We start from the raw sequence: 25,571 nt of genomic DNA on the forward strand, positions 1-25,571 counted from the left end.
TCGCCGAGCTACACACGATCGCGGACCAGGAACACGCCTTCGAACAGGACATCGTGGTGTATCTCCTGTCTCAACGCATCAACGCATGCGGCTCACGTCAACAACAACACCTGAATGAACCGGTCCCAGGTCAACGCTTGCCCCTGGGCCTGAAGTCGCAGTTGCTCGGTCTCGGCGCTCGACAGCGGCGACTCGCCCACGCTCATCATTGCGTTGTTCATCTCGTCGACGCTGATCACGTCGTCGCCGTCCGCGTCGATCGGCATGAAGTAGGTGAAGAATTGATCGTAGCGGGACATCAGCCGTTGATGCCGCAGCATGAGCTCGCCAAACTCTTCGAACGAGATCAGACCGTCGCGGTCGGCATCCATACAATTGAGTATCAGCGCCAGCTCGGTGGCCGAGATCCCGACCGGCGCGAGGTGGCCCTCGATCTCGGCGGGCGAGAGCTCGCCGCTGTGATCGTGATCCATGGCGTCAAAGGCACGCCGCAGCTCGTCTTTCACCTCGCTTGGCGCCTGATCGAAGAGCAGGACCCTTCGCTCGTGGCGCGAGGCGGCCGTGAGCGCGCGCCGAAATTGGCTGATCACCTCTGACGCGACGGCGTGGCGCTGGCGATGCTCCTCTGGGCTTGCGACGGCGTGCAGGGCAACCGGCACCAGCGACGGGATCGTGCGCCGTACCAGCCAAAAACACCCGACCGTCACGATCGTGAAGGGGATCGACAGCACCGGCAGCGGCGCCAGCCAGCGCGCGAACATGATGCTGCCGGCCGACGCCAAGAACGCGCAGATCGATCCCAGCGTGATGCTCCGCCAGTTCGGCGCATAGAAGACCCCGCCGATCGCGGTTGCGCTCAGCACCGCGTTGTACCCCCACAACCCGAGGTACATCTCACCGGGCTTGGCGCCGAGCAAGAGCCCCGCCACCAGCGAGATCGCGCAACCGAGCAGCGCGACCATGAGCCCGATCGGCGTGCAGATCCCGACCGCGACCACGATCAACAGCAGCGGGATGACGCCATCCGAAAAGAACACCTGGCCAAGGCCGACCGGCAGCGAACGCGCGAGCCGTAGCCCGTCGATTGACTCCGCCGGAAACGGAGCGGGCGAGGGGCCCAGATCGAACAGTGACTGGGGCACAAACACGACCACCAGGAAAAAGGCCATCATGACCGCGTTGAAGGCCACGCCCAACGGCGCCGCCTTCAATCGCGTCACGACCCAGGTCCCGAGCGTGTGCATCACGACCGTGGCCAACGCCGACAGCAACACCGCCGCGGCGATCCAGACCGGGTTCCATGGGCCGTTGCCAGCTCGCCCCGCGAAGCCCATCGCCGCGCCGACGAGCAGCCCGTTCAACCCAAACACACCGTTTTGAATCGCGTCTGGGGCCAGGCGCATCGCCATCGCCATCGCCGTCGCCGAGATCACCCCGACCAGGCTCATCAGGCCCAGCCACGGCGACTGCACGAACATCGCGACGAGGATGATCAGCCCGCTCACCGGGTTGTTGGCGAAGATGACCTGGCCAACGCCGCGCAAGCTCGCGTTGACGAAGTCCAACGAGGGCCGCTCGGCGAGGCGCTGATTGAGCGCCTGCATGGTGCCGAGCGGAAACCGCCACGCCGCGGGGGGCGGCGCAGCGGGGGGCGCCACGACACGGGCGAGCAGCTCGTGCAGTGGCGCGGGCTCACTCACCGGGGTGGCGTGCCTTGGTGTAGGCCTTGAGGTGCTCGACGATCTCGTCGACGTCATCCGAGATGAACAGCCAGCGCGCGTAGTCATGGCCAGCGGCGAGCTTCTCGAGTAGCGGATAGACCGGCTTGTCCTCGGTCCAATACTTCTTGCCCAGGAACACCATGGGGCTGACATGCCCGTAGGTGTTGTAGTGGTTTTGCGCCGCGTCCTGGAAGATCTCTTGAATGGTCCCAGCGCTGCCCGGCGCGAACACGATCCCGTACATGCCGATCGCTAGCACGCCCTCTTCGCGCACGCTGTTGTCGAAGTACTTGGCGACGTGGGTTGCGAACGCGTTGGGCGGCTCGTGACCGTAGAGCCAGGTGGGTACGGCGATGCTCCGGCACCGGGCCTCGTGCTCCGGTGCCAGGGGGTACATCTTGCGCACCTCGAACGCGGCGTCGAGCCAGGCGTCGGTCGGCAGCATGCCGGGGGCGCGCGCGAGCACGGCCAGCGCCTCCTCGAGCTCCTGCGAGCCACGCGAGGCCAGGTAGGCGCCCAGATGGCTGGCCTCCATCGCCCCAGGGCCGCCACCGGTCGCCACGCAAAAGCCCGCGAGCGTGAGCTCGTGCCCGAGCTTCGCTACCGTGCGGTACATCGGGTCCGCGCGCGAGAGGGCGTGACCACCCATGACCGAAGCGACCCGGTGTTCGCCCTCCGCGAGCCAGTTCTCGAGGGCGTTGGTGATCGCGTGATCGTGGATGCGCTGCGCGAGGTCCTCGACGATATCGCTGACCTTGCGAGACTCGCTGTAGTGACGATAGACGCGACAATCGAAGGCCTGCTCATAGCTCCCGGCCACGCCTTGCTCGTAGCCTTCGTAGAGCTCCTCTACGCTGTACAGGGCCCCCCGATACATCGAATAGGGCAGGTCAGGCAGGTCGGGAAAGAACAGCGCCCCGGTCGCGTTGGCGTGAGTCGCCGCTTCGGGCTCCAGCTGACAGCCCAGGAACAGGGTGTTCGTGAGCGGCGACCGCAGCAGCGCCGCGGTGTGGCCACGCAGGTCGAGCTCCTGGAACACCCGGCCCTCGAGCGAGCCGCCCGAGAGGAGGTGTAGGTCGAGTTCTGCGAGGGTCTCAATTTCGTGACGTTGTTCGATCATTGCTTGTCCTCCGGGCTTGGCGGCGTGGTTGCGTGGTTGGCGACGAGGGCTTCGGCCTCTTCGCGGGTGATGGTCCCGTCGCCGTCGGCGTCGACCATTCGAAATACATCATTGACGACGATGTCCGAGGGCGCCTCACGGGTCGCCCTGCTGATCGCGCGCTCGAGCTCCTCGGGGGTGACGACCCCATCCTGATTGGCGTCGATGTCCTCGAAGCTCCCGAGCTGACGCCACAGCTCCATGGAGAAGGCGTCCACCAGGATCATCTTGATCTCCCGCCCGGCGTCTCGCGGCGGTATCAGGTCCGGCCGCGCTTTCGCGTAGTCGACAAATGGGGTGATCGCATTCATGCCGCCGAGCAGGCCGAGCACGGTGGCGATACGATATTCGCGGTTCGGGTCGAGGGGTAAGCCACCGATCGTGGTGACGACGTCGCCAGGGGCCTCGACCGTCATGCCGTCGTCAACCTGCAAGTAGGCGTTGGAGCCCACGCGCGCGCGCGACATCGCGACGGCGTCTCGCACGACGCTGCCAGGCATGCTCACCACGACCGTCTCATTGGCATAAGGCAGCGCTGCCTTGAGATCGGCGTAGGTGAAGCGCTCCTCGTAGTCCTGCTCGCCTCGGACCCCGCCGCCATGCAGCAGGCAACCGTCGGCTCCCAGCGCGTCGCGGATGTGCGAGCACAGGACCGTGCCCATCGAGGTTTGAGCGGTCTTGATCCCCACCGAGGACAGCGGCGTCGTTGGTGTGGTCCGCATGAGCGTGGCCCCATCGAGGCGGCGCACGGACGACATGTGCCGATCCACGCGGGTGCGCATGCCCTCGTCCTCTGGGAACTCGCGGACCTCTTGGAGCTTGTACGTGACAGTGGGCAGGTCGAACCCCCCGGTCGGTGCTTCGACCGGCCACACCAGATCGATCACGACGGCGTTCGCCGCCTCGGCGCCGGCCTTGATGACCAGGCAGCCGTCCACGTCCTCGATGATCACTTCATGCTCGTGACCGGCCACGACCACCGGGAACTGGGGCTCGCGCTGGCTTCGGGCCAGCTCGAGATCGTCCGCGACGTCCTGGTGGGTAATGGGTATCACGCAGGCGCAGCCCTCGGTGTGCAGGACCTTTGCCCACCTCAGGGCCGTCTCGTTGGCCGGCTCGATCGCGTGGCCACCGAACGCGCCTGGCCGATAGAGGTTCTTCTGATGGGCCAGCAGCCCGAGCAGGCCGACCCGAATCGTTCGCCCCCCCGGGCTGGTGACCTCGAGGATCTGGTGAGTTGGCAGCTCGGGGCGGAACGTGGGCATATTGGTGTTGAGCCACGTGCCCGCGAACTCCTGGACACGCTTGGTGAGCTCGCCCATGCCCACGTCATCCTCGTGATTTCCGAACATCGCGTGGGTGATCGGGATTTCGTTGAGGCACTCGATCATCCCCGCCCCCTTGTCGAGGCTTGACAAGATGCTGGGGGCCACGAAGTCACCCGCGAGCGTCACGACCATCCGATCCGCGGGGTTTGTCTCTGCGTGGTGCTGCACGAGGCTCTTGAGCCGAGGGAGGTTCTCGAGCGAGTAGATGTCGTTGACACAAATGACGCGCAGGCTGGGTCCGCGCGGCGGGCTAGTGATCGTGTTTGCTGCCATCGTGAAGAACTCTCGGAACGCGGAAGATCGGAGCGGTTGTATCAATGCACGGCGCGACTTCGACGAAGCCGCGTCACGCTCGTCGTGTCGACCGCCGGTCTTGGACGGGTCTCACACGGGAGCCGGATTGATGCCCGCTTGCGGAATCCGGCCGCGCGTTCGCTCACTGAGCATCATTGCCTGTTGGCCACCAGCAATGGCCCCATCCCACGCCATGCCACGCAAGGCTCATTAGCGAACGGACATCGTGGCACATAGGCGTCAGTACAACACGCTCACGTGTGCCGTCAAGGCTCTATCATTGGCAAGATGTGGGACTTCGTCCCACGTCGTCAGATACGCCTTTGCCCCCCGAATGCCCGCGTCGCGAAGCCTCGAAGTATGCCCGATACGACCTCGGCTTCGCAGCCGTGTCGTCGTTTATAGCGCGTCGCCTCGCACCGGAATTTCATCGAGGCTTGCTCGACGGTGAGCACAAGCGCGACCGCATGGCGGTTCCTATAGTGCTGCAAGCTGCCGTCCCACCCCACCCAAAGGTGGGTCTCGCTAGCGAAAAAAGCATCCGATGCGGGCGTGGAGTATCGCGCCAGCCTGAGATCGGCTGCCGGACAGGACCCGTTCGCCGCTGCTACGAGCTCGCCTTCGACAGACACGAGACTATTTGGTTCGTGGTCGGTCAACCCGTGTGTGTCGTCAGTGTCGCGAACCGGGCGATGTGATCGCCGCCAGCTCGGCCGGCCTGAGCGCGTAGAGTTGGCGGAACCGTCGCCTCGTCGGGCCCCCCCTCGTAGCGCTCGAAGTCGACGGCGAAGGTTCGGCGCTCGCGCTCGGCCCACTTGGTCCAGACGTGCTTCCACAAGCGCTGGGTGACCTCGACGGCGGGGCCGCGATCCTCGCCACTCGTAGCCGAAGGCTACCCCTCCGCCGGAGGCCGCGACCAAGCGCACGCGCAGCGGTAGGAGTGCCTCGGTTGGGAGACCATCGAGGTCGTCGCTTGTCACGCCCTGGGTTGTACCATCGACGACCGAGTCGGCGTCCGAGTGATTGTACAGATAGCAGCTCGACTCCGTGCTTGGGAAGGGCCAAATTCCGCTACCTCCGCAATCACCGTCTTCCCCGGGGGTCAAGAGGCGCCAGATCGAGCCCGCATCGAGGATGTAGACCTCGTGGCCATCTGTCATGTCGTCTTGGTAGGCAAGCGCGTCGTCGTCCGATACGACCGCGACCATGCGCGTGCCCGTGTACAACTCGCTGATGATGCTGCGGATCGCGTCGACTTGCTCCGCGGTATAGGTGTTCCCGCTGACGGGGTTCGCGTAGGTCAACAGGATGTTCGAGTCCGAGTACTCGCCCGTGGAGATATCAGGTGTGACCTCGGCTTCGGTGATCCGCATCGAATTTGTATTGGCATATACCAAAACGATCGTTGTCCGCTCTGGCCCGCTCGATCTGAAAAACCTGCTTGACGCCGGGGCCCGACCCGGTGTCTCCTCCATGCAGTGTCTGGTACACCTTGGGCGCATTCATGAAGATCGATATATTTACCGAGATCCAGGATCCTCAACCATGGAGCGAGGATCACGAGCATCGACGAATCCAACAGACGCTCGAGCAGGCCAGGCTCGCTGACGAGCTTGGCTACGGCTGCTTTTGGCTGGTCGAGCACCACTGTGGCGGCGAGTTTAGTCTGTCGTCGGCGCCCGAGCTCATGCTCACGGCGGTCGCCCAGCAGACCAAGAACATTCGCGTTGGCCACTCGGCGGTCCTCGCCCCCTATCGCTTCAACCATCCAATCCGCATTGCCGAGCGCGCGGCGTACCTCGACCACCTCAGCCAGGGGCGCGTGGAGTTTGGCATGGCCCGCTCGACCGTCCCCGAGTGGCGACTGTTCAACATACCCGCCAACGAGGCGCGCGAGCAGATGCAGCAGGCCTTCGAGATGGTCCCAAAGATGTGGACGCAGGATCACTTCTCGTACGAGAGCGAGCACTATCAGATCCGCGACGTCAGCGTTGTTCCCAAGCCCTATCAAAAGCCCCACCCGCCGCTGTGGCAGGCCTGCTCGAGCCTGACTTCCTTCGAGCAAGCTGGTCGCAACGGCGTTGGAGCGCTTGGCGTGACCCTGTGGGCTCCGCCCGCGCAGGTCAAAGAGTGGATCGACATCTACCGCGCGGCGGTCCGGAGCACCCAGAGCCCCGTCGGCTCGTTCGTCAACGATCAGGTCGCCTTCTTCACCTTCGTTCACTGCGCCGAGACCGACGAAGAGGCGATGAAGAACGGCGCCGCGACGGCCGCGGCGTGGTACACGTCCATGGCCTTCACCTTCTTCGAGGCCCGAGAGGCCTTCATGCAGACCGCGGCCGAGGAGCAGGCCAAGATGGGGGATCCGGCCGGTGGCGGGCTCACCGGGCAGTTCCTGCGGGCCCGCGCCGAGCATGCCGAGGCTCCGCCCAACCGTGCTCAGATCGTCATCGGTCGGATCATGGGCGGCGAGCAGGTCTCCGACGAGGAGGTCTTCGACGCGCTCCGCGAGCAGGACTCGCTGATCGTCGGCAGCCCCGAGACCTGCCGGCGAAAGATGGAGGTCTATCGCGACCTCGGCGTCGATCGGCTGATGTGCTTTCAGCAGGTCGGTGGTCTTCCCCACGAGAAGGTCATGAAGAGCATGCGACTCGTGGGCGAGATGATCGCGTCCTTCGAGTAGCCCCCCCGCGTCTCCGGCGTTGGGCTCACCTGCGGTCGCCCCAATTGGCGCAACGTCGATCACCCATCGTTGGCGATCGAGCGGCGATAGGCCGCGAGGATCGTGGGTCCATCCGCTTTGCGGAGCAGCTGCTTCGGAATGAGGGTTGTCTTGTTTGCGCCGATCAATAGGTGCAGCGGCACGACGCCGCTGCGGTCCCATGCGTCGAGCAGCAGCTGAAAGCCCTCGTTGCCGATGCCGGTGTTGTGGAGGTTGAGGTAGCTGAGATTGGGGAGCTGCGCGAGGGAGCGCGCTCCTTCGACGCCGATGTTGCTGTTGTTGCCGAGGTCGAGGGCGGTCAGGCCGGACAGCTGCGCGAGCACCTGGGCGACCTCGACGCCAACGTTGAAGCCGAGCAGGCCCAGGGCGCGCAGGCTGCTGCAGCGGGCGAGTCGCTGCGCGGGTACGGGGCCGTCAGCGTCCACGATGAAGACACGCTCGGGGTCAAAGCCTCGCTCGAGGAGCCAGTCGCGATCGGGGGGATGCCGGGCCAGGCCGAGTTGCGGCCACTCGTGTTCGGCTGCGTCTTCGATCAGAGAAGCGAGCGTGGGGTTGGGCGTCACGGCGCGGCTAGATTAGCGGCTGGACCAGGCAGGTCCAGCTTTCCAGCGAAGTTGGCAATAGGGTGAAGACCCTACTGTTCCCAACTTTCGTCAGACATCGCGGGCCGCCCTCGACCTTCGATATCGCTGTCTGCCCTCGTGTTCCGTCTAGAAGCCATCCGCGGCAGCACGAATGGGTATGACTGACGAGAAGCTCACGCTACCCTGCCACGATGCGAAAGGTCGTGTATTGGCTCGGGCCGCTCGCAGCGCTGGGCGTTGCGTGTGGGCCACCGTTTCCGCCAGGGCGCGAAGGGTTCGGCAGCGTTGGCACTGGGGAGTCAGCAGGCGGCTCGGAGATCGCCGATGACTCGAGCGGTGGCGAGAGCAGCGGGGATGGGGATGGCGACCCGGGCGGGAGCGAGTCCGAGTCCGAGTCCGAGTCTGAGAGTGAGTCCGAGTCCGAGTCTGAGAGTGAGTCCGAGTCCGAGTCCGAGTCCGAGAGTGAATCCGAGTCCGAGACCGGCGACCCGCCGTGTGTGACCGACGTCGATCTTGGCAGCCAGCTGCCCGTCGAGTTGCCCGACAGCATCCCGGCCCAATCCAGCGAGCGCGAGTGGAGCTGCGGCGGCTTCGGACCCGAGAAGACCTACAGCTGGACGGCCCCGGCCGCCGGGCGCTATCGCTTCGAGGCTGCCGGCGTCGGAAAGGACGCGCTGATTGCCCTGAGCGACGGCTGCGACGGGGCCGAGCTGGCGTGCAACGATGATCTTGGGCCATGGACCCAAGACGCGCGCATCCACCATGCGCTCGAGGCTGGTGAGGAAGTCGTCGTCACTGTCGACGCGATGTGGCCCGAGGGCAGCACGTATCAATTGCAGATCGACGCGATCGAGTGTCCCGAGCAGACCCTCGCCGGGCCGCTGCCGATCATCGTCAGCGGGACCACGCTCGGCTCGAGCAACGAGATGGGCAGCGAGTCGTCGTGCGGCGGCGGCGAGGCGGGCGAGCACGCCTACGTGTTCACGGCCCCGGCCGACGGCACCTACACATTCGACACGCTTGGCTCGAGCTTCGACACCTCGCTGTGGGTCTACGCGGGCGCGTGCGGAACCGAGGTGCTCGACTGCAACAACGACCTCGACGGTGAGCTGTCTTGGATCGCCCTCGAGCTCGGCGCAGGCGAGACCGTGACCGTCGCCGTCGATGGCTGGCTCGGGGCCGAGGGCGACTACCAGCTCAGCGTCGACATGTTCGGCCCGTCGCCGCGAGACTGCCCCGACGCGAGCCTGCCCGCGATCGTGCCACTGACGATCGCCGACAGCACCGCCATGGCTGGCAATGACTTCTTTGACGAGTGCGGTGGGGAGCTCGCGCGCGATCGCAGCTACTCGTACACCCCGCCGGTCGCGGGCATCTACAGCTTCTCGACCGTTGGCAGCGCGATCGATACGACCTTGGCGCTGCGCAGCGAGTGCGGGGCCGCTATCACGACCTGCAACGACGACAGCGACTGGTTCACGGTCAGCTCGCGGATCGTCGTCGAGCTCGAGGCCGGCGCGACCCAGATCATCGTGGTCGACGGCGCCACGCCGACGGCCGGCGCGATCGAGCTGGCGATCGAGCTGCTGTCGTGCGTCGACGAGGTGGCGCCGGCCACCACCACCTGGTCAACGGCGGGGTCGACCCTCGCTGGCGCCAACCGGGTGGGAAGCAGCTGCGGTGGCTCTGCGGCGCCCGATTGGATCGTCGAGTGGACGGCCCCCGCGAGCGGCACCTACGTGGCCTCGACCCTCGGCTCAGGCTACGACACCCTGCTGCACGCGCGCACGCAAGGCTGCGGTGGGCCGGTCATGTCTTGCAACGACGACGCGCTTGGGGTCGCCCCGGGCAACGGACTGAGCTCGCGCATCGAGGTTCAGCTCGGCGCCGGCGAGACCGTGCTCTTGGCCGTCGACGGACAGGGCTCGGACGCCGGTCCCTTCAACCTCTCGCTCACGCCCGCCTGCGATCCGCTCGCGCCCAACTGTGCGCCTGGTGAAGTCTGTGCGCGCAGCGGCGGGACCTTCAGCTGTCGCCCAGGCGCTGACGTTGGCGAAGGAGAGAGCTGCGGCGGGGCGTTTTGCGGGGCCAACTGCGGCGTGTGCAACCCCGGGTTGGTGTGCGTGTCGGGGCTCTTGCACCCCGGCTGCGGCGAGGCTTGCTGCGGCCGCGTGTGTGACCTCGACGCGCCCGCGTGCGGTCCGGGGGAGGTCTGCACGGCCGCGCTCAGCAACGTGAGCGCGGCCCCTTGGCACGCCGACCTCGGCTTTTGCCTGTGACGATCGAGCGCGTAGGCGCGCGAGCCTAAGAAGCTTCTTCCGCGGAGCCTCGAGACTCGCCGGTCACCAGCACGTTGCCTGGATCGGATGGGTCGTTGCTCATCACCCACTGGGAGTAGAGCTCCTCTAGCTCGTCGATCTCCAGCCGCCCGGTGCCGCGGAGATCCAGCCGCTTGAAGGCCGCCGACGCGTCCACCGTGGCCCCTAGCGCGCGCAGCCACAGCGCGTACTCGGCGAGGGAGATCGAGCCGTCCGCGTCCATATCCAGCACGCGGTGAAAGCCGTGGACCACGTTCATCGCCCACGCGGGCACCTTGCCCAGTCGGCTGATCTCCTCGTTCACCTGAGCGTAAAACCGCTGCCACTCTTGGCCATCGACGCGCCCGTTGCCGTCGGTGTCCACTCGCTGGCGGAGCTCGTCCCAGAAGGTCTGCATGGCCGCGAGGAGGCTCTTGTAGCCGGGGTGCTCGTCGGTCCAGCCGCGGTCGTCGCGGATGAAGCGGGCGGTCTGGGCGAAGTCGTCCCAGTCGATGGTGCCGCTCTTGTCCGTGTCGAGGAGTTGGAAGTAGCGCTCGTATTTGTTTAGTTGGTAGGTCGTAGGGGTCATGATGGATTGTCTTTCGGGGGGGGTGGCAGCTTGCCGGTCTGCTGCAGCCAGTCGAGCCATGTGTCAAAGAGATCAGCCGTGCGCGCGCAGCTGATATCGGGGGAGCGGAGGAACGCGCTGGTGGTCCGCTCCGCCAGCAGGCGAGGGGTCTTCACCCAGGCGGGGTAGCCACCGACGATCCGGTCCAGCGGGAAGCTCTCGTAGCTGGGGAGCATCGCCACCAGCGGCTCCACCGAGCAGCGGCGGACCCGCTCGAGCCAGCGCTCCGCAGGCTCGAGGGTGATGGAGTGGCCGCGGGCGACCAGGCGGGCCACCACCTCCGGCCAGGGGATCGGCTCTGGGTTGGCGAGGTGGAAGCTGCGCCCCACCGCGCGCGGCTGCAGGGCCAGGTCGGCGATGGCCTCGGCCACGTAGTCAACGGGGACCATGTCCAGCACCACGCCCACGTCCGGGGCCCAGCCGAGCTGCGCGCAGCCGGTGATCGAGGCGGCGATGATGTCCGCCGCCGCCCAGGCCCCCGTGTCGCTGGCCCCGGCGATGTACGGCATCCGATACACGACCACCGGCAGCCCGCGCGCCTGCGCGGCCTGAACCAGCTGATCGGAGACCCACTTCGCCTGGATGTAGCCCAGCTGGAAGCCGCGCCGGCGTAGGTAGCGGGCATCGATCACCTCGCGGCTGTGCGCGTGGACGGGGCCTTGGTCGAAACCGCCGTAGCCCTCGATCTGGGCGAGCGCGCCCAGGCTGGAGATGTGGTGGACCACCTTGGGGCGCCCTGCGGCGGCGAAGCGGAGCACGTCCCGCGTGCCGCCGACCACAGCGGGGACGAGGCGGTCGTAGGGGAGCACCCAGTTCACCGGCGCGGCGGCGTGGACGACCGCGTCCGTGCGCTCCGCCAGCTCGCGCCAGGTGCCCTCGTCCAGGCCCATCGAGGGTCGGGTCAGGTCGCCGGGGATCACCTCGACGCCGTCCAGCAGCTCCTTGGCGGGGAGGCGGTAGCGGAGCAGGTTCTGCCTGACCCGCTCGCGCGCGGCGGCTGGATCCCCGCCCGGGGCGCGGACCAGCAGCACCAGCCGGGCTTGGGTGTGGCGGCGAAAGGCGCGGAGGAGGAAGGCGCCGAGGAAGCCGGTGGCGCCGGTCAGGAGCACCTGCTCGGGGCGAGCGATCGCTGCGTCCTGGAGCGGCGCGGGGAGCGGGCGGATGTCGTCGGGGAGCCGCGAATCGGCCATCAGCCGGGAAGGCTCGATCTGCGCGGCCCCGGTGTCACCGCCGAAGACGAGCCGCTCGTAGAGCGGTCCCGGCAGCTCGACTGGCTGCTCCTGGGCCCGTTCCGCGCGCCCGCAGCGGACGGCGGTCAGCGGGACCGTGGTTGGCGAGAGGGCGAGCGCGTGTGCGCAGCGGTCCAGGTCCGCACGGGGAAGGAGGGCGAGCTGGAGCCCCTGCTCGGCGGCCGCGACCCCCAGTGCCTGAAGCAGCGCGCCCGCCTGCAGCGTGGCCAGGCGGTCCCCAGAGGCGCCAAAGATCGGGGCGATCGCCCCCCGCTCGGCGGCCAGCACCAGGGTGCAGGCACCTGGCCCGCCTGACCCAAAGGCGTCCCGCTCAGCCGCGTCCAGCGTGGCTTCGGGGGCGAGCTCGAGCAGCGAGTGGTAGACGGGGTGGTGGTAGTATGTGCCTGGCTCCAGCCCCTCGACACCGTTTGGATCCGCGCGGCAGTACGCCTGGACAGCGTGGAGCCCCTCCACATCCGGGGTGCGATAGGCAGGCGCGCCGGCTTGGACGGCCTGGCGAAGGGTGGACAGGAGCCCCCCAAGCTGGTCCAGCGAGATGGTCCCGGGGGCGATGCGGCCGCGCCAGACGGCGAGCTGCGAGCTGGTGGGGAGCGGTCCGGGGAGCCGCAGCGAGCGGCGCGCGTCGTCATGGGCGCGGATGCCACGCTGGAGCTGGGGGAAGCCCGCGTCGGCGATGGCGTCGGGGCTCGGCTCGATCGGCGCGCCCGACGTGCCCGCCTGCAACCTGCGCCAGCGCTCATGCTGCGTGACTAGCGCTCGGACGGTCGGCTGCGCGAAGAGCTCCCGCGCGGGAGGCGTGAAGCCGTAGGCCTTCTCCAGCGCCGCCGTCAGCTCGACCAGCGTCAGCGAGTCGAGCCCGAGGGCGAGGAGATCGTCGTCAGGACCCGGCGGCGGCTTCTCTAGCAAGCGCCCGATCAGCTCCGCGAACGCGCCGACGAGCCCTTGCTGCGCGCCGCTCCCCACCACCCCCACCGCGCCGGTGTCCAGCACCGAGAGCTTCCCCGCCAGGAACAACCGCCGCGCCTCCGCCCGGCGGATCTTCCCGCTCGACGTCTTCGGCATCGTCCGCGCCGCGATGGCCACGAACGCGTGCACCAGCACATCGTGCCGCAGCGCCACCGCCTGCCGCACCGCCCGCAGCAGCCCCGCCAGGTCCCCGCGCGACGGCTCGACCTCCGCCACGATCACCAGCAACTCCGTGTCCGGCCCGTCGACCGAGAACGCCGCCACGCTCCCCGGGCGCACCGCTGGGTGCGCGTCCTGGACGGTCGCCTCCACGTCGTGCGGGTGGTGGTTCTGTCCGCGGATGATGATCAGGTCCTTCACCCGCCCGGCGAAGAACAGATCGTCCCCGTGGAAGAAGCCCAGGTCGCCGGTGCGCAGCATCGGTCCGGCGCCGTCCGTGGTGCGGGCGCCGAAGGTCTCCAGCGTCGCGTCGGGGCGGTTCCAGTAGCCGTCCGCCACCGCCGGCCCCTCGAACCAGAGCTCGCCGACGCGTCCGGGACCGCACGGGACGCGGGTCTCCGGGTCCACGATGTGCATCCGCGACCCTGGCCCAGGCTGGCCCAGCGCGACAATCGGCAGGCCGTCCGGGGCCGCGACGACGCGTCCCTCACGCAGCGCCGCCGCGTCGAAGCGCTCCACCCTTGGCGGCCGGCCCCAGAAGTGAACGCTCAGCTTCACCGACGCCTCCGCCATCCCGTAGGACGGCATCAGCGCCTCGGGCCGCAGCCCCTGCTTGCCGAACACCGCGAGGAAGCGCTGCAGCGTCGCCTCCCGCACCGGCTCAGCCGCGTTCATCGCCGAGCGCAGGCAGGAGAGGTCGAGCTGCCCGTCGCGCGCCGGGTCGTAGCGGCGCAGGACCAGCTCATAGGCGAAATTCGGCGCCGCCGTGTGTGTGGCCCGCACTCGATCGATGGCGTGCAGCCAACGCAGTGGCCGCTCGATGAACGCGGCGGGCGTCATCCCCCAGGTGGAGAAGCCAAGGAAGATGCCCCCCAGCAGCGCGTAGATGAGCCCCATGTCGTGGTAGTGCGGCAGCCAGGTGACCTGCGCCGAGCTCGGGCTCATCCCCACCGACCAGGCGGTGTCGCGCACCGTGTGTTCCAGCTGCCTGTGCGTCACCCGCACGCCCTTGGGCACGCCTGTGCTCCCCGACGTGTACTGCACCAGCGCCAGGTCGTCCGGCGACGGCAGCTCCGTGCAGGGGGCGGCCCCCCGAGCGTCGGATAGCTCCAACACCTGGATCGCCGGGTCCAGCGCGGTCCCCAGCGCGCGGTGCAGCTCCGGCCCGATCAGCATCGCCGCGGCCCCGCAGTCGCCGGCGATCGCGGTGAGGCGCGGCAGCGTCCGCTCCGGACGCGAGGGATCGAGCGTGGTCGCCGGCACCGGCACCGCGCCACCCGCCACGCAGCCCAGGAACGCCTGGAGGAACTCGAAGCCGTCGGCGTACTGGAGCAGCACCCGCTCACCGCGCAGCCCGAGCGCGCGCAGGTGGCCGCCCAGGCGCAGCGCCGCGTCTGCCAGGCCGGCGAAGGTGATGCGCCGCCCGTCGCCGTCGCCCCCGTCGAGCCAGGTCAGCGCCGTCCGATTGGGCTGCCCGTGCGCGTGGGCGAGCAACGCGTGCAGCACCGTCGGGGCGCCGACACCTGGAAACGGGCCAGGGTGGGTGCGGGCCGGTTCGTATGTGAGCATTGGCAGGGCGAAGACGAACCCACGTTGGGCCCGCGGCCGGGACTCTGCACAATTCTGAGCGCGAGGGGAAGGTCAGCCGTCAGCCGGCCGGCACGACCACATCGTTGAGCGAGATGGAGTTCCCACCCGCCGGGTAGCCATAAGACGAGAAGCTATCGAGGCCCCAGACCGTGAGCCCAAATGGGCCCTCGCTGGTCGCGGTGTGCAGGCCATTCTCGCACCCGTTGACGCCGACATCCGCGCGCACGAGATCCACGGTCGTGACCTCGAAGGCGCCATCCTGACCGACCGACTGCCAGTCGCCAATGACCCCCAGGCAATCGACGGTGACGTCGGCGAATCCCTTGTCAGTAGCGACCCGCGTGAGGACCAGGTTCGTCGTCGAATAGGCCGGATCCGTGAAGAACACATAGCGCTGGAGAAATTGTGCCGGCGGCAACATGAGCACGAATTCCTCGTCACCGAGCAGCATCGCAAACCCGGGCGCCGTCGCCCCGGGCCGGGTGCCGCCGACGAGGTTGGCGGTGCCCATCAGCTGGGCCATCGAGAACGGGTGCTGATCATCCTGGCTCGTGACCCGAAACCGCTCGGTCGTGGTGAAGTCGACGATCTCCCCGAGCTCGAGGGTCGCTGGGGCACCGACGAGCGGCGGATCAAATTCGAGGGTTGTTCCGTCGACGGCGCCAACAAAGCGGTACGCGATGTCCTCGGGCTGCAGGTCGGCGCGCCGCGTCTCGTAGGGCGCAGCCACATACAGATTGCCGAGCGTGGCCACGGAGGTGTTTTGCTGATGCGCCGACTCGCCGCCGGGGTTGGGGGTGGGCTGCAGACGCAAGAAGCGGCTGCCGGTGTGCAGCGCGATCGGCTTGTTGCTGAGCACCCGCGTGCCCGAGGGATCGCTGTCGTCTTGTGGCACCTCCCACTGCACGAATTCGCCGGCCGCGAGCGTGACCTGGCCCGAGTCGCCTTGTGGGATGCCGATGAGCCCGTTGCCAGCCAGAAGCTGGGCGGTCGGGGCGACCTCGACCATGGTGTCGTCCTCGAGCGCGACGATCTGCAGCCACAGCGGCCCGGGCGGATTGTGGGTCCCGGGCGGGGGCGTGATCGCAACATAGTTCGTGCCCCACACGCTGGTTGGATAGACTAATTCGGCGCTTGGAATATACGAGTACGCGCCGCCAAAAGGCATCATGTCGTAGGCGGTCACCGGGATGTCAGTTGTGATCTCGAACGCCGCCGAGCGGCCTGACGCGACGAGCTCGGTGCTCGCCTCAACCGCGGTCGGGCTTGGGCAATACAGCGGGGTCATCTGCTGGGGGTGGACCGCGTTGGGCTGGTGCGACAAGAACAACACGGCGACGGAGTCCGGGGGCAGCCCCTCCTGGGGCAGGCCTGGCCAGTCTTCGGGAGCCAGCCCCGGCGTGACCACGCGCGCGAAGACAGACACATCGAGGTCGACCCCATCGCGCGCGACCTGCAGCTGCACCGAGTGGTCCCAGCTGTTGGTCAGGAAGGTCGCAAAGCAGGGCGGCGGCGAGCCGGCCCAGGACGGTGGCGTTGGGACGATGAAGTGACATCCAAAGTTTGCCTGGCTGCTCGCGGCGGCCTGACACGCGGGCACGCACTCACCGTTGTCGCAGCCTTCGTCTGGCGCGCACTCCTCGACGAGCTCGCCAGATCCGTTGATCACGGCGCGTAGATCCTGGCTGCACCCGAGCTCGCCGAGCCCCATGTCAGTCACGTTGACGTCGAACTTCAGCCCGCTCTCGGTGCTGGTGTCCGCGGTCTCGTCGGTCGCGGCCGTCGTTGACTCGTCCTCGCTCGTCGCGATCGTCGAGTTCGTGGATGCGCTGGTCGACACGCTCGTGCTCGAGTCGCCGTCCATACCCCCACTCGCGCAGCCGAGACCGAGGGCGACCAACAACCAGGTAGCGGAGCGGGGAGACGCGACGAAGCTTTCCATCCGGTGCCTATATCATGCACGGCGAGCGCTGGCGGATGAGACATCCGATGCGGGCCGCGACGTTCACGCTGCCCCCGACCCCCGATCGTATGTTCTATCCGCGGGTCGACGTCGAATGGCCTTCGGATCACGCCAGCCCGCGAGCGAACTACGCGCGCGAATGGGTGGCGTAGAATCCCGGCATGAAATGGGCATCCCCATTCCTCGTCTCGAGTCTGCTCGGTGGTTGGTTGATCGCATGCGGGACGGTTGATGGCAGGATGGGCACGTTCATCGCGGGTCAGTCCGAGGGGGACACGGGCGACGGCGATGGCGATGGCGATGGCGACGGCGACGGCGACGGCGACCCCGGCGACGGCGACGGCGACGGCGACGGCGACGGTGACGGTGACGGTGATTCTGGCGACGGCGACGGCGACGGCGACGGTGACGAGCCGTGCCAGCGCTATCGCTACTCGTACGGGTTCGCCAACGACACGTGGGACTCGCTCCCCCTCGATCAAGTGTGGACAGGCGTGAACGCGCCGCCCTGTTCCGTCGCGCCGCAGGCCATCACCTTCATCGAGATCTGGGATCAGCTGCTCGTATGGGGCGACGACGGCATGTACTACCGCCGGGTCAGCGGCGCGTGGCAAGCACCCGAGCCGCTGTCCGACCGCTGGCCCGTGCTCGCCAACCTCCCGGTCGACGACGCGCACAACGTGCCCCCGAGCGGCGACGACGACACCGCGAGCATCAACGTCGTGGTCGGCAATCAGAACCACATCTACGACATATACGAAGACGGGAGCACGGTCTTCGTGCAGACCATCGCGCAACTGGACTGGCCTGATCCGGGCCCCCCCGCGTTCAGCAACACGACCGAATGGATGGTGTCGATGAGCGACCACGACAAGGCCGGAATGGACAATTGGTGGCAGGCGTGGGTGTACCTGAACAACGGCGTCCTCTATCACGTCGTGGGCGTGTTCTCGTGGGAGAACTGGCCCGTCGCGCAGAGCGAGATGTTTGACGACGCCCCAGCGATGGTCGACGCGCAGAGCTTCGAGGCTGGGTGGGGCAGCGATGCCCTCAATCGAGCCTACTTCGTGGGGCCCTAAACAGCCGTGCATAGCTCGGCACGGAATCGCAGGCCGTGGTGCGTTCACGTCTGGGTGCTCCCGGCGATGCCCTCGTTGTCCGCTGAGCGGGGTTTGACATCTTTCGCTAGCGCGGGCCTCAACTCCACGTCACAAACCAGGTAGATCGTGGCATGCACGAGATCATTTTGGCTCGACTGCTCGCGTCGCCGCTCCTGCGCGAGCCGGCCCCGCTCACCGAGGCGGCCGTGATCGAGCGCTTCGGTCTGGTGGACGACGGCGACACCATGGAGCGCGATGGCTCGCGCTGGTGCGTGTACTGGGACGAGCCGGCGTGGCACGAGGAGATCGTCGCCCAGGAGCTGGCGCAGACGCTCATGCACCAGCTGGTGTCCAGCATCGAAGCGCCCCGAGGCGACGGCACGACCAGCGACGAGCGGCTCGTGATGCAAGCCGTCTCGGATGGTTGGCGGGCCGCGCTGAAGGACCGGTTTGGCGCGCCCGAGACCCGTGAGCAGGGCTGGGTCGCGTTCGCCGGGCGCGAGCTGCTCGTGAGCACGAGCTGCACGCGCGTGGTCGCCAATCAGCTCGGCGACTACCGCTATGTTCTGGCGACGGCGGTGCGCAACTCGGGGTAGCGGGGCTCACAGGCGCAGCGCGGGCCTGTGCGTCGATCTAAAAGCGCAGCGCGAACCCGCCACCGAACGGCGACGGTCCGCCCCCCGGCCCAAGCATGAGGCGCGGCTTTCCGCGGCGATCGTGAACCAGCAGCGTCGGCCCACGCAGCGTCACTGAGCCGAGCGCGCTGTTCTTTATGTTGCTGCCTCGGACGAGCACCGGCAGACCGATCGCGAACGAGACTACGGCCCCGGGCACGCTGATAAAAGCCAGGTAAAGCGGATCCCACTCGCCCAGCGCGACGGCGGCCCCAACAGCCCCGGTCACGAACCCAAGCCCGAGGAGGAACGCGCCAGCGACCATCACCGACTTGCCGTGTTCGTGCTGCGCCCGACTGAGGATCGGCCGCTTTCCGATCTCGGATGCCTTCGGTTCCGGACCCGGCGCCGGCGCTTTTCCGCCGTCGAGCATCGCCGCGCTGTGAACCTGCTCCCGAGCGACCGGACGCGCGATCCCGTCGCTCCCAAGGATCACGATCGAGGTCTCGTCGACGCTCTGCAGCTGGCCATAAACAAAGATGCCGTCCACGCGCTGGACGTTGACCTGCTCCCCGAGCAGCAACTGCCACCCGGCGGTCGATCGGTCGTTCGCGGCCAGGGTCGGCGCGGGGGCGGGGGCATCCGGGGTAGGTGAGTCGGGCGCAGCTGACTCGGCCGGTGCCGGCGTGGTCGTCACCTCGGACGCGGCGTCTGACGGCGCGGCCGACTCATCTGGCGGGGCGGCCAACACATCGAGGGGCACCAGTGAGAGCGTGAACGCGACAACTGTCGCACTCGTGACCAAGTGGAGAGCGTAGCGTCGCATTGTGTACATTGTCGGACCGCGACCCCGCGAAAACCAAGCGTAAAAGCCGCAGATTGAGGCCGTGCCCCGACGGCTGTGGTTTCGCGCACAACCGGCACACCTTCGCCTCGCATGCGGTCATGTCCATGCACAAACCGTGCGGATGGCCGGGGTCGGCGAATATCGTGCGGGTGGGAGTGCCGGACAACGCTGTTCTGGGGTGCTCAGTACGCTGCGACCGTCCGGTGTCCGACCGCGACGAACCTCGTCCACGCCCGGTCGCTGGGACCGAACACGGGCGTTGGCTCCTGGCCGAGCTGCAGCTCCCACCCGAAGCGGTTGGCGTGGTCGATCCAGCGAGCCCGGGGCTCGAGGCTGCGGTCCGGCAGCGTCACCCGCCGGGGTCTTTGTGGGGGTCAAAGAGCTTTGGGCGCCAAGACTTTCTTGCTAACGTGCGGCATGGAAGCGGTCGTCCTCGTCGGGGTGCAAGCCAGCGGAAAGTCTTCGTTCTACGCCCAGCACTACGCGGACACCCACCTGCGCCTCAACCGGGACATGCTCCGCACCGCCCATCGCGAGGTGGTGCTCATGTACGCATGCTTGGCCGTCGGGCAGGCGTTTGTCGTCGACAACACCAACCCCAAGCGCGAGACTCGTGCCCGCTATGTCGCAGCGGCCAAGGGCGCTGGGTTTCGCACGGTCGCGGTCGTATTCGAGGTTCCGATCGAGCTCGCGCTGGCCCGCAACGCCGCGCGCGAGGATCGGGCCCGGGTACCCGATCGCGCCATTCGAGGCACATTCGCCAAGCTCGAGCCGGTCACCGCCAACGAGGGCTTTGACGAGATCCGAGTCGTCACGGAGGCCGCGTGAGCCTTGGCGACCGCATGAAAATGTACGAGCGCCGCGAAGTCGGCCGCCGCTGCATGCCGCTGGTACCCTTCTGCGCGCGGATCGACGGCAAGTGCTTCTCGCGGTGGACCGAGGGCTTGGCCCGCCCCTACGACGAACGCCTGTCCACGCTGATGCAGCAGGTCACCGCGCAGCTCGTCAGCGAGACCCAGGCGGTGATCGGCTACACGCAGTCCGACGAGATCAGCCTGATGTTCTACACGTCGACCCACGCGGCCGCGCCCTTCATGGACGGGCGGATTCAGAAGCTGACGTCAACGCTGGCGTCGATGACGACCGCGTGGTTCAACGCTGGCGTGCCCGCGCTGCTGCCCGAGCGCGTCGAGCGGCCTGCGCTGTTCGACTGTCGCGTGTGGTCGCTTCCAAACCAAGACGAGGCCGTGAACGCGCTCTTGTGGCGCGAGCGAGACGCAACAAAGAACGCGATCTCGATGGCCGCCCGCCACTATTATTCCCACGACGAGGTCATGGGTCGCAGCTCTTCTCAGCGGCAGGAGCTGTTGTTTCGCGCCGGGGTCAACTTCAACGACTACCCGCCGTTCTTCAAGCGCGGCTCGTTCTTCCAGCGGCGTGAGGTCCAGCGCGCGTTCACTGCCAAGGACATCGAGCAATTGCCGCCGCAGCACGCCGCCCGTCGGGATCCCTCGTTGGTTGTCAGCCGCACCCACGTCCAGCGCGTCGAGATGCCGCCGTTTGACCAGGTCACCAACCGCGTGGAGGTGGTGTTCGAGGGCGCCGAGCCGGTGGTTGCGCGCGATCCCGATTGAGTCACTCGGGGCCGTTGTGCGCGGGTTTCGGCGCGGCCTGACGCTCAGATCCGCAGCGGCTCGGCCCGGATCCCGCTGACCTTGGTGTAGCCGCCCTCGGCGATCCACCGGTCCAGATGTTTGGCTCGCATGATCGGGAACGGGTGCGTGCGCATGACCGTGATCAGCAGCTTGTACGCGCGATCCAAGCCCGACACGTCGCGGTCTTCGTAGGCCCGGATCTGGCGCAGAAACTCGCTCGAGTCCATGTCGTCGAGCAGGCTCTCGGCGCCGCCGGCCATCTTCATGAACACGCGCATGGCGACCGCGGGGTCCTGCACGGCCAGCAGCGCGGCGCGGTCGGCCGAGAGCTCGGCCTTGCGGTACCAGTCGAGCAGCGGCAGCGCGAGCCCGGCCCCAAGCAGCGAGCCCAGGCCCAGCGTCATCTTGCCGAAGATCTCGATCAGGATTGCGATGTTCTCGGCGACCAGGGTGTACAGCACGTGCTCACACTTGATGTGGCCAAGCTCGTGGCAGATCACGAACATCTTCTCTTGCTCATCGAGCAGGTTGAGCAGCGACGAGGTAATGACAATGAAGGGCTTGGTGTGGCCGTAGGTGAACGCGTTGTAGTTTGGGTCCAACGAGACATAGAGCTCGGGCTTGTCCACACCCAAGATCTTGCAACCCCACTCGAGGTAGCGGTTGAGCTTGGGGAACATCTTGTCGCTCACCCGCACGTTGTCGGCGACGTTTTGCAGGTAGTAGACCCGCTCGAAGCTGTATTCCATGACCTTGGCGATCAGCTTGTCAAAGCCGGGCACGGCCTTGAGCGCGGCCGTGGCTTTGACGTCCCACGGGTGCATGAAGTCGGCGGCGGTCAGGCCGGGGAGGGTCTTGAGCTTTGCCATGAGTTGGGGGCCTCAGTTTGCGGGCGTGGCCAAATTGGTGCGCAGGGCGTTCATCAGATCGGCGTGCATGGGGCGGGGGATCGTGTGGCCCACCCCGGCGTAGCTGTGTAGCTCGACCACGAAGCCGCTCTGCTTCAGGTGATCGACGGCGGTGACGGTGGCAGGGTAGGGGACCCGGTCGTCGGCGTCGCCGTGGAACGCGATGATCGGGATCATGGCGGTGTCGGCTGCAGCCTTGGCCGGCCACAGCGGCTCGGGCAGCCAGCCGCCGATTGGGAGCGCGGCCGACAGCAGCTGTGGGTGTTGGATCGCAAGCGTGAAGCTGAGCATGCCGCCCTGCGAGAAGCCCGTGACGATCGGCTTGCCAGTGGTGGGGCGCGTGGCGGCGAGCTGCTCGATCATGGGCGCGAGCGTGTTGGCGGCCCGCTCGATCCCCGCGGCGAGCTCTTGCAAGTCCTCACTGGATACGTTGCTCACGCGGATCGGGAACCACGACCAGCCGGGCCCGTGGGCGTCGAGGCCCCGCGGCACGATCACGCGCGCAGGCTGATCAAAGCCCTGCAGCAGCCCGCGGAACCCCTCGGGCGAGTCACCCAGACCGTGGATCGCAATGATCATTGGCAGCTCGGCCGCTGGATCGGCGCCAGCGGTCACGAACTCGAGGAAGTGCACGCCCGCGAGCTGCTGAAGCTCGTTGGGGTTGGCCGGTGCGGGGCTGGTGCTGACGGCCGCCGGGGCCGGCGCGGTCTTGACGGGGTGCTGCGCGCTGGGCTCGGGGGTTCGCGCTTCGCAGGCGAGCATCGCCAAGCACCCAATCATGCCGATCGTGACACGGTGGAGCTCGCGTTGGAGACGGGGTCGGTGCATCGGAGCAGGGTGCCACATCATGACCTCGCTGGGGGTTCTGCGGTGATCGGGATGATCCGCGAGTAGACCAAGATCGAGATGATGAACAGGCCGATCACCCCCGTCACGGTTTGCTGGCCGGCGATCTGGACCAAGCAAAACAGCACGCCCAGGCCCACCCCAATCCGCGGGCCGATCAGCGACTTGCGCTCGCGCATCTCGGCGAGGTCGTCCGCTTCGTCATCGTAGGGGTCGAGCTCGCCACCGCTGTCGTCGTCGTCTTCGCCTTCGTCGTCGTGCTCCGCTTCCGAGCCGAATTCGTCGGGGTAGGGCACGAGATCCTCGGGCATCGCGCGACGGTGCGGCGGCAGCTCGCGGTCGCGGGCGAGCTCGATGTCTTCGTCGAACTCGGGCTCGGCCAGGTCCGGGATCAACTCCCGCGCGAGCTCGTATGCGACCCGCAGCTGCGAGCGCGGGACCATGATCCTCAGGTCGATCATCACGGAGCCAAACAGCCCGAGCATGTTGTGTTGGTGCTCGCCGTCGATCAGCGTGGGGATCCCACGCGCCTCGAGCGAGCCGCGGATCGACTGCGCTTGGGTGAGGCCCGAGCAGCGGCACAAAGGCACGAGTGCGTCCTGCACGGCTAGAGCATAGTCCCCACCGCCGCGCGGGCCGAACCGGGCCTCAGCGGGCGGGGCGGCGCCGTGGGGACCCCCTGCTGCTCGCCAAAGCCCACGAACACCCGCGACCGCGCGGCTCGTGGGCCTCTGGTACCGTGGCGGTGATGCGGAGTGGTTCGGCGGACCCCGCCAAGTGCTTGCTGCTGGCGATGTTCGCTGGCGCGCTGGCCTGTGGCCGCGGTCCGTTGCCGGATCTTGGCTTCGGCAGCGCGGACGCGAGCGGCGAGACGGCAGGCACCTCGCCGGCCACTTCGGTCGGTGACGACGTCGACGCAGACGCAGACGCCGACGCCGGCCCGAGCACGACCAGCTCGAGCTCGGGCGAGAGCACCAGCACCGACGCAGGTGACGGCGACGGCGATGGCGACCCCGGCGAAGGCAGCAGCAGCGAAGGCCCGAGCACGACCAGCAATCCCGACACTGGGCCCGACACCGGCCCCGACACCGGCCCCGACGGCGACGGCGACAGCGAGGACTGGGGCGACGACACCTGGGGCATTCCCCCTGACGTCACCAACGAGCCTTGCGATCCGCTCGCGCAGGCATGCTTCCCCACCCACAAATGTGTGCCCTACGCGACCCAGCCAAACGGCAGCTTTTGGGACGCGAACAAGTGCATGCCGATCCTGGGCGACAAGGTATGGGGGGAAGCCTGCACCCTCGACAGCCCGCAGAACGCCCAAGACGACTGCAACGGCGACGGCTTTTGCTGGAAGCTGCAATGGTTCGAGGGCGAGTGGCACGGCACCTGCGTCCCATTTTGTGTGGGCCCGCCTCAAAACCTCATGTGCCCAGTTGGCTGGGGCTGCCTGTTCTCCGGGGCGATCGCGCTGTGCTCGAAGCAGTGTGATCCCTTGATCCAAGATTGCCCGCTCGACTACGGCTGCTATTGGTCCGGCAACGGCTTCGACTGCGCGCTGACAGCCTCGCCGGCCGGCCAAGGGCAGGCCTGCGACGACTACACCGACTGCCAGCCTGGGCTCGCGTGTGTGGCCAAGGATCTGGTCCCGGGCTGTCAGGGCAACGACCCAAACTGCTGCACGCAATGGTGTGATCTGAACGAACCGGATCCTTGCATGGCGCCGCTGAGCTGCGTGGCATTCTTCGCGCCAGACGAGGCCCCGCCGATGCTCGCCGACGTTGGTATTTGTATTGTGCCGTAGGCAGTTCCGTAGGCAGTTCCGTGATCAGTCTCGGTCGCAGCCCGCGATGTCATCCAGCTTGGTCACCGCCAGCGTTCGCGGCACTCTCGTTCGGTCTCTACCCGGCACGCCTGCTTGAAGCCCTCGAGCGCCGACACCCCAATGTTGGGACCGGCCTCGGCGAGCATGGCCACGAGGGGGTCACAGACACCCCGCCTGCCCCAGCAACAAGCAGCACGCAATGAGTGAGCGACCCCGCACCCCCAGATGATACCGCACACGCTCTCACGGGCCCCCACACAGCTCGAGCTCATCCAGGTTGCGCGCCCGAGCGATACACCGAGCCTCCCGCTCGAACGCCACCGGATCCACCGCACACTCCGCCTCGAACTCCACGACGCAGTCCCGCACCAGCCGCGGCACATCCTCCGGCGGCACCAGTGCCCGCCCAAACTCCCGCTGCATCAGCAAGAACATGTGCTCACAAGCCTCACCCGCCAGCGCCACATGGACACTCTCGAGCAACCGAGGCCCGCCCCGCCCCCGCCCCGCACACGCCCGCAGCTGCGCCGCCGTCTCCCCCCCAAGCATGCAGCGGGTCCGCTCCGCCCACGCCACCTCCCCAATCTCCCCACGCGTTCGCTGCGCCCCCACCAAACACCGCCCCAAGAACTCCCCCCGGACCCCCGGCGATCCCATGTCATTTTGCACGATCAACACCTCATACGCATGCAGACAAACCAACGCGATCTCGCTCCCCCCATCAAAGCGCTCCTCCCCGCCGCTCCCCCTATTCCCAGCACACCCCAATAGCGCAACCCCAACTCCACAGACCACCCAGACAATGCCCCATTTCCAAAGTTCGCGACCACCCACCCCCAGATCGTAGCCCCCCATTCCCACGCGACCTCCCCCCAAGCAATCTCTTCCCCCCCCCCCAGCGGCGCCCACTCGCCCTCCCTCCAGCGAGGCGCCCCCAAGCAAGCTCGTCACCCACTCTCCTCCGCTCCAGCGAGGCGCCCCCCAAGCAAGCTCGTCACCCACCCCCCACGGGTTCGCCAATCCCCGCATCTCCAGATCGGAGCAAACGTGCACCAAGCGAGGAGCGCACCCAAGGCCGCAGACGGCCGCAACCCGGCGTATCTACGCACGTG

At 67.5% G+C, this 25,571-nt stretch carries 21 protein-coding genes; 7 read left to right on the forward strand and 14 right to left on the reverse strand.

All coding sequences use genetic code 11. The annotated features are described in order from the left end of the window. Positions 1–92: 92 nt before the first annotated feature. From DB30_RS18895 to DB30_RS18910, 4 genes are all read right to left on the reverse strand, one after another. Entirely contained in the window at positions 93–1,700 is a 1,608-nt protein-coding gene (locus DB30_RS18895; protein ID WP_205633022.1) for an urea transporter, read from the reverse strand. Continuing rightward, positions 1,693–2,841 carry an LOG family protein gene (locus DB30_RS18900; RefSeq protein WP_052550925.1) on the reverse strand — a complete coding sequence of 383 codons (1,149 nt, stop codon included), beginning with the start codon at positions 2,839–2,841 and terminating at the stop codon, positions 1,693–1,695. The genes DB30_RS18895 and DB30_RS18900 overlap by 8 nt, the downstream gene beginning before the upstream one ends. Continuing rightward, positions 2,838–4,481, reverse strand: coding sequence for a 5'-nucleotidase C-terminal domain-containing protein (locus tag DB30_RS18905; RefSeq protein ID WP_052550926.1), 1,644 nt, complete (start codon positions 4,479–4,481; stop codon positions 2,838–2,840). Before DB30_RS18905 ends, DB30_RS18900 begins: the two co-directional genes overlap by 4 nt. 676 nt (positions 4,482–5,157) lie before the next feature. Beyond that, positions 5,158–5,340, reverse strand: coding sequence for a hypothetical protein (locus DB30_RS18910; RefSeq protein WP_146659571.1), 183 nt, complete (start codon positions 5,338–5,340; stop codon positions 5,158–5,160). A gap of 666 nt (positions 5,341–6,006) precedes the next feature. On the opposite strand from DB30_RS18910, the gene DB30_RS18915 reads away from it, so the two are divergent. Continuing rightward, entirely contained in the window at positions 6,007–7,185 is a 1,179-nt protein-coding gene (locus DB30_RS18915) for an LLM class flavin-dependent oxidoreductase (RefSeq protein ID WP_052550928.1), read from the forward strand. A gap of 59 nt (positions 7,186–7,244) precedes the next feature. On the opposite strand, the gene DB30_RS18920 is transcribed toward DB30_RS18915, so the two are convergent. Next, entirely contained in the window at positions 7,245–7,787 is a 543-nt protein-coding gene (locus DB30_RS18920; protein ID WP_052550929.1) for a hypothetical protein, read from the reverse strand. A gap of 212 nt (positions 7,788–7,999) precedes the next feature. On the opposite strand from DB30_RS18920, the gene DB30_RS18925 reads away from it, so the two are divergent. Next, the gene (locus DB30_RS18925; RefSeq protein ID WP_052550931.1) at positions 8,000–10,087 is read left to right on the forward strand and encodes a hypothetical protein; all 2,088 of its coding nucleotides are present in this window, start codon (positions 8,000–8,002) and stop codon (positions 10,085–10,087) included. A gap of 25 nt (positions 10,088–10,112) precedes the next feature. Here DB30_RS18925 and DB30_RS18930 read toward each other — a convergent pair whose 3' ends face one another. From DB30_RS18930 to DB30_RS18940, 3 genes are all read right to left on the reverse strand, one after another. Further along, on the reverse strand, positions 10,113–10,694 hold the full coding sequence (locus DB30_RS18930) for an EF-hand domain-containing protein (RefSeq protein WP_052550933.1): 582 nt from the start codon (positions 10,692–10,694) through the stop codon (positions 10,113–10,115). Next, complete coding sequence (locus tag DB30_RS18935) at positions 10,691–14,614, reverse strand: thioester reductase domain-containing protein (RefSeq protein WP_165703842.1); 3,924 nt, start codon at positions 14,612–14,614, stop codon at positions 10,691–10,693. The genes DB30_RS18930 and DB30_RS18935 overlap by 4 nt, the downstream gene beginning before the upstream one ends. A 142-nt stretch (positions 14,615–14,756) precedes the next feature. Continuing rightward, positions 14,757–16,562 carry an IgGFc-binding protein gene (locus DB30_RS18940; RefSeq protein ID WP_052550937.1) on the reverse strand — a complete coding sequence of 602 codons (1,806 nt, stop codon included), beginning with the start codon at positions 16,560–16,562 and terminating at the stop codon, positions 14,757–14,759. Between the two features lie 260 nt (positions 16,563–16,822). On the opposite strand from DB30_RS18940, the gene DB30_RS18945 reads away from it, so the two are divergent. Both DB30_RS18945 and DB30_RS18950 read left to right on the forward strand, forming a co-directional pair. Then, the gene (locus DB30_RS18945; RefSeq protein ID WP_146659580.1) at positions 16,823–17,740 is read left to right on the forward strand and encodes a hypothetical protein; all 918 of its coding nucleotides are present in this window, start codon (positions 16,823–16,825) and stop codon (positions 17,738–17,740) included. A 152-nt stretch (positions 17,741–17,892) separates the two neighbouring features. After that, positions 17,893–18,357, forward strand: coding sequence for a hypothetical protein (locus tag DB30_RS18950; protein WP_052550941.1), 465 nt, complete (start codon positions 17,893–17,895; stop codon positions 18,355–18,357). Positions 18,358–18,394: 37 nt separating this feature from the next. Here DB30_RS18950 and DB30_RS18955 read toward each other — a convergent pair whose 3' ends face one another. Together DB30_RS18955 and DB30_RS18960 are read right to left on the reverse strand one after the other, a co-directional pair. Then, positions 18,395–19,201, reverse strand: a complete 807-nt coding sequence (locus DB30_RS18955) for a hypothetical protein (RefSeq protein WP_052550944.1) — start codon at positions 19,199–19,201, stop codon at positions 18,395–18,397. 203 nt (positions 19,202–19,404) lie between these two features. Beyond that, a complete protein-coding gene (locus tag DB30_RS18960; protein WP_153258361.1) occupies positions 19,405–19,575 on the reverse strand; it encodes a hypothetical protein in 171 nt (56 codons plus the stop codon). 64 nt (positions 19,576–19,639) lie between these two features. On the opposite strand from DB30_RS18960, the gene DB30_RS18965 reads away from it, so the two are divergent. After that, positions 19,640–20,050 (forward strand): AAA family ATPase, encoded by a 411-nt coding sequence (locus DB30_RS18965; protein WP_052550946.1) that lies wholly within the window; start codon positions 19,640–19,642, stop codon positions 20,048–20,050. Beyond that, on the forward strand, positions 20,047–20,856 hold the full coding sequence (locus tag DB30_RS18970) for a tRNA(His) guanylyltransferase Thg1 family protein (RefSeq protein ID WP_240480268.1): 810 nt from the start codon (positions 20,047–20,049) through the stop codon (positions 20,854–20,856). The genes DB30_RS18965 and DB30_RS18970 overlap by 4 nt, the downstream gene beginning before the upstream one ends. 44 nt (positions 20,857–20,900) lie before the next feature. Here DB30_RS18970 and DB30_RS18975 read toward each other — a convergent pair whose 3' ends face one another. The 3 genes from DB30_RS18975 to DB30_RS18985 are packed head-to-tail and all read right to left on the reverse strand — an operon-like array spanning position 20,901 to position 23,236. Beyond that, positions 20,901–21,746, reverse strand: coding sequence for a M48 family metallopeptidase (locus DB30_RS18975; protein ID WP_052550948.1), 846 nt, complete (start codon positions 21,744–21,746; stop codon positions 20,901–20,903). Between the two features lie 12 nt (positions 21,747–21,758). Then, positions 21,759–22,613 (reverse strand): alpha/beta hydrolase, encoded by an 855-nt coding sequence (locus tag DB30_RS18980; RefSeq protein ID WP_052550950.1) that lies wholly within the window; start codon positions 22,611–22,613, stop codon positions 21,759–21,761. Positions 22,614–22,630: 17 nt separating this feature from the next. Further along, on the reverse strand, positions 22,631–23,236 hold the full coding sequence (locus tag DB30_RS18985) for a putative signal transducing protein (RefSeq protein ID WP_146659584.1): 606 nt from the start codon (positions 23,234–23,236) through the stop codon (positions 22,631–22,633). Positions 23,237–23,379: 143 nt separating this feature from the next. Here DB30_RS18985 and DB30_RS18990 point away from each other — a divergent pair, with 143 nt between their 5' ends. Further along, entirely contained in the window at positions 23,380–24,438 is a 1,059-nt protein-coding gene (locus DB30_RS18990) for a hypothetical protein (protein ID WP_146659586.1), read from the forward strand. Positions 24,439–24,702: 264 nt separating this feature from the next. Here DB30_RS18990 and DB30_RS18995 read toward each other — a convergent pair whose 3' ends face one another. Continuing rightward, positions 24,703–24,924, reverse strand: coding sequence for a hypothetical protein (locus tag DB30_RS18995; RefSeq protein WP_146659588.1), 222 nt, complete (start codon positions 24,922–24,924; stop codon positions 24,703–24,705). Between the last annotated feature and the right edge of the window lie 647 nt (positions 24,925–25,571).

The organism is Enhygromyxa salina (assembly GCF_000737335.2).
Taxonomy (GTDB): Bacteria; Myxococcota_A; Polyangia; order Nannocystales; family Nannocystaceae; genus Plesiocystis; species Plesiocystis salina_C.

Coding starts and splice junctions, on each gene's coding strand:
- DB30_RS18900 (WP_052550925.1), bottom strand. CDS start 2,841: ATGATCGAACAACGTCACGAAATTGAGACCCTCGCAGAACTCGACCTA.
- DB30_RS18905 (WP_052550926.1), bottom strand. CDS start 4,481: ATGGCAGCAAACACGATCACTAGCCCGCCGCGCGGACCCAGCCTGCGC.
- DB30_RS18915 (WP_052550928.1), top strand. CDS start 6,007: ATGAAGATCGATATATTTACCGAGATCCAGGATCCTCAACCATGGAGC.
- DB30_RS18925 (WP_052550931.1), top strand. CDS start 8,000: ATGCGAAAGGTCGTGTATTGGCTCGGGCCGCTCGCAGCGCTGGGCGTT.
- DB30_RS18930 (WP_052550933.1), bottom strand. CDS start 10,694: ATGACCCCTACGACCTACCAACTAAACAAATACGAGCGCTACTTCCAA.
- DB30_RS18940 (WP_052550937.1), bottom strand. CDS start 16,562: ATGGACGGCGACTCGAGCACGAGCGTGTCGACCAGCGCATCCACGAAC.
- DB30_RS18945 (WP_146659580.1), top strand. CDS start 16,823: ATGAAATGGGCATCCCCATTCCTCGTCTCGAGTCTGCTCGGTGGTTGG.
- DB30_RS18950 (WP_052550941.1), top strand. CDS start 17,893: ATGCACGAGATCATTTTGGCTCGACTGCTCGCGTCGCCGCTCCTGCGC.
- DB30_RS18955 (WP_052550944.1), bottom strand. CDS start 19,201: ATGCGACGCTACGCTCTCCACTTGGTCACGAGTGCGACAGTTGTCGCG.
- DB30_RS18965 (WP_052550946.1), top strand. CDS start 19,640: ATGGAAGCGGTCGTCCTCGTCGGGGTGCAAGCCAGCGGAAAGTCTTCG.
- DB30_RS18975 (WP_052550948.1), bottom strand. CDS start 21,746: ATGGCAAAGCTCAAGACCCTCCCCGGCCTGACCGCCGCCGACTTCATG.
- DB30_RS18980 (WP_052550950.1), bottom strand. CDS start 22,613: ATGCACCGACCCCGTCTCCAACGCGAGCTCCACCGTGTCACGATCGGC.
- DB30_RS18990 (WP_146659586.1), top strand. CDS start 23,380: ATGCGGAGTGGTTCGGCGGACCCCGCCAAGTGCTTGCTGCTGGCGATG.